Below are 3,083 nucleotides of genomic sequence, written 5' to 3'. Positions count from 1 at the left end.
AACGGCGGCGCAGGAGGTGGCGGCGGTAACGGCGGACTGATCGGTTCCGGCGGTGCCGGCGGCGCCGGTGGGCTGGGGAGCAACAGCGGTGGACAAGGCGGTACCGGTGGAAGTGCCGGCGCGCTCTACGGTTCGGGCGGCGCTGGTGGAAGCGGCGGGGCAGGCGAGAACGGCACCGGCGGCGACGGCGGGGGCGGCGGGAAAGGCGCGCTGATCGGAGACGGTGGTAACGGCGGAAACGGCGGTGAAACGCTGGTAGGGAAAGCCGGTAGCGGCGGTAACGGCGGCAACGCCTTCCTGCTGGGCGGGGGTGGCAACGGCGGCAACGGCGGACAGAGCACCGGAGGGAATGGCAACGCGGGCGCCGGTGGCGCCGGTGGCCTGCTGCTCGGTCAGAATGGCCAGAACGGGCTGGTGCCGTAACCCGTGGGCTCAGGCCCGGCGCAGGCCGCCGAGCTCATCGAAGGCCTGCGCCCAGCCGAGCAGCCGATCGGTGGCACCGGCGAGTTCGTCACGGTAGCGCTGCTGGGCCAGCGGCGCGACGCCCACCGTGCCGTCGCCGCTCACGGAAGACACCAAATGCGCCGCTGCAGTGACCATTTCGTTGTACTGGCGGACGCCGGCGCCTAATTGTGCGGTGTAGGCGTTGATGGTCGGCACCAGATACTGACGCGAACCTTCGGCGTTGTGCGCTGCTCTTTCCATCGACACCACTTCAGCGGCGGTAGCCGCCATGGCCGCCGAGGTCCGCTTGGCCGCGTCGGTCAGGTCGGTGATCTCGTCGGCCGGCAGCATCGCGCCGCGCTCGATGACCCCCAGCAGCGAGAAGAACCCGCGTTCGGAAGCGCCCAGTGCATACATGGCGGGCCGCGCGGCCGAACCGGGCGGCGGTAGCCGGCGGGGGTTGGCCGGCCGTTGGGCCGGAAGCGGCTCGGCCTTCAGCCAGTAGTACCGGAAGAACAGCAGCGTCGCCGGAATCACCATCACGACGGCGACGGCGCCGGTGATCTGCAGCAGGAGCGCGAACCAGCCCCAGGCCGCCAGCACCGCGGTCACCAACCCCCAGAACACGACTCCGGCGGTGAAGATCCACGCCCACCGCAGCGCGCGTCGCCGGCGGCGCAGCTGGCGCGCCCGCGGGTCACTGGCGGCGCTGATCTTGCGGGCAACCAGGTCGGTCAGGTCCGCGGCGGTGTCGAATCCGCGCTGCAGCAACCCGCGCCACAGGCCCCGCTGATTCGACTTGGCCGCCATCGGCTTCTCCTACTGGCCGAACGGCTTATCGGGAACGGCTCCACCGGGCTCGGTGGCCGGCGTCGCCGGAGTGACACCAGGTGCGGTCGCACCACCGGCGGGCAGTGCCTCGCCACGCATCGATGCCCGGATCTGCTCGAGCCGGGAATGCCCTGCCATCTGCACGCCGGCCTGCTCGACCTCGAGCATCCGGCCCTGCACCGAGCTCTGCGCAAGCTCGGCGGAGCCGATCGCGTTGGCGTACCGCCGTTCGATCTTGTCGCGCACCTCGTCGAGGCTGGGCGTGTTGCCCGGGGCGGCAAGCTCGCTCATCGACCGCAGCGACGCGCTCACCTGCTCCTGCATCTTGGCCTGCTCGAGCTGGCTGAGGAGCTTGGTGCGCTCGGCGATCTTCTGCTGCAACACCATCGCGTTGCGTTCGACGGCCTTCTTGGCCTGCCCGGCCGCCTGCAGGGCCTGGTCGTGCAGCGTCTTGAGGTCTTCGACGCTCTGCTCGGCGGTCACCAGCTGGGCGGCGAACGCTTCGGCGGCGTTGTTGTACTCGGTGGCCTTCGCGGCGTCCCCGCTGGCGACGGCCTGGTCGGCAAGGGTGAGCGCCTGACGCACGTTTACCTGCAACTTCTCGATGTCGGCCAGCTGGCGGTTGAGCCGCATCTCCAGCTGACGCTGGTTGCCGATCACCTGCGCGGCCTGCTGGGTCAACGCCTGGTGAGTGCGTTGTGCCTCTTCAATGGCCTGCTGGATCTGCACTTTCGGGTCGGCGTGCTCGTCAATCTTGGAGTTGAACAGCGCCATGAGGTACTTCCACGCTTTGACGAACGGATTGGCCATCAGTTAGCTCCGCCTTCGCTTCTTCTTGTGTGCCGGATGGGCCGCAACGCTTACCCTGCCGCTCAATTTAGTGGGTCAGCTCTCATCGCCCCACCCATGGTGCATATCTCGTGGACGCGGGTCTACCCGCCGCGCTCACGCCACGGCCAGCGAGACCACCGGTGGGATGACAACCTTGATGCTGGCATCGATGGAGGCGCGGCTGGCACGCTCTTCGCGGGCCATCCGCTCGCCGGCATCGATGAGCACCTGTGAGAGCGGAACCTGCAGCGCGTCGCAGATCGCGGTGAGCAGCTCACTGGACGGCTCCTTGCGGCCGCGCTCGATTTCCGACAGATACCCGAGGCTCACCCGCGCCGAATCGGACACCTCGCGCAGCGTCCGGCCCTGCGATGTCCGGGCCCCCCGCAGCACGTCGCCAACCACCTCACGCACTAGTGACGCCATCGTGCTCCCCTTCGTCCGGTCATCCCCAAGAATTCATGGGACTTCAGGTGAACGCAGGCGATGGCCGCAATGGTTCCCTAGGCGTCGCGTTTGGTCCGGCGAATTTCTCGGACCGTCGACGCGACGTAGTCGATGCCGGTGACGACGGTGAGGACGATCGCCAGACCCATCACCACCACGGCGGCGGTGTGCAGAATCCCGGACAGGGGCAACACGAACAAGCCGATCGCCACCGCCTGGACCACGGTCTTGAGCTTGCCGCCCCAGCTGGCGGGAATGACACCGCGGTGGATGACAGCCAGCCGCAGCACGGTGATCGCCACTTCGCGGGTCAGGATCAGCACCGTCACCCACCAGGGCAGCTCACCAAGCATCGACAGCCCGATCAGCGCCGCCCCGATCAGCGTCTTGTCCGCGATCGGGTCGACGAACGCGCCGAATTCGGTCGCCATGCCGTAATTGCGGGCGAGCAGCCCGTCGAATCGATCGGTGATGACAGCCACCGCAAAAATCGCCCACGCCACCACGCGCGCCCAGGAGTGGTGGCCGTC

5 protein-coding genes are annotated in these 3,083 nt (G+C 68.4%); 1 reads left to right on the top strand and 4 read right to left on the bottom strand.

What is annotated here, in order from left to right:
* On the top strand, positions 1-423 hold a 423-nt coding region (locus AO501_RS37950), incomplete at its 5' end, for a hypothetical protein (RefSeq protein ID WP_197419827.1).
* 9 nt (positions 424-432) lie between these two features.
* Here AO501_RS37950 and pspM read toward each other — a convergent pair.
* The 4 genes from pspM to pgsA form a co-directional block, all read right to left on the bottom strand.
* Positions 433-1,254: a phage shock envelope stress response protein PspM gene (gene pspM, locus AO501_RS12525; RefSeq protein ID WP_055578041.1), complete on the bottom strand. Its 822-nt coding sequence runs from the start codon at positions 1,252-1,254 to the stop codon at positions 433-435.
* Between the two features lie 9 nt (positions 1,255-1,263).
* Positions 1,264-2,085, bottom strand: a complete 822-nt coding sequence (gene pspA, locus AO501_RS12520; RefSeq protein WP_055578040.1) for a phage shock protein PspA — start codon at positions 2,083-2,085, stop codon at positions 1,264-1,266.
* A 135-nt stretch (positions 2,086-2,220) separates the two neighbouring features.
* On the bottom strand, positions 2,221-2,532 hold the full coding sequence (gene clgR / locus AO501_RS12515; RefSeq protein WP_055578039.1) for a transcriptional regulator ClgR: 312 nt from the start codon (positions 2,530-2,532) through the stop codon (positions 2,221-2,223).
* 77 nt (positions 2,533-2,609) lie between these two features.
* Positions 2,610-3,083, bottom strand: a 474-nt coding sequence (gene pgsA, locus AO501_RS12510) for a CDP-diacylglycerol--glycerol-3-phosphate 3-phosphatidyltransferase (protein WP_055578038.1), incomplete at its 5' end; no start/stop codon positions are given.

Source organism: Mycobacterium gordonae, assembly GCF_001417955.2.
In the GTDB taxonomy this organism is placed as follows: domain Bacteria; phylum Actinomycetota; class Actinomycetes; order Mycobacteriales; family Mycobacteriaceae; genus Mycobacterium; species Mycobacterium gordonae_B.
The sequence above is the reverse complement of the archived record's forward strand: the minus strand, read 5'-3'. Positions and strand labels throughout refer to the sequence as shown.

Bases quoted from the DNA above. Each gene is read 5' to 3' on its own strand.
- pspM (WP_055578041.1), bottom strand. From the start codon at position 1,254: ATGGCGGCCAAGTCGAATCAGCGGGGCCTGTGGCGCGGGTTGCTGCAG.
- pspA (WP_055578040.1), bottom strand. From the start codon at position 2,085: ATGGCCAATCCGTTCGTCAAAGCGTGGAAGTACCTCATGGCGCTGTTC.
- clgR (WP_055578039.1), bottom strand. From the start codon at position 2,532: ATGGCGTCACTAGTGCGTGAGGTGGTTGGCGACGTGCTGCGGGGGGCC.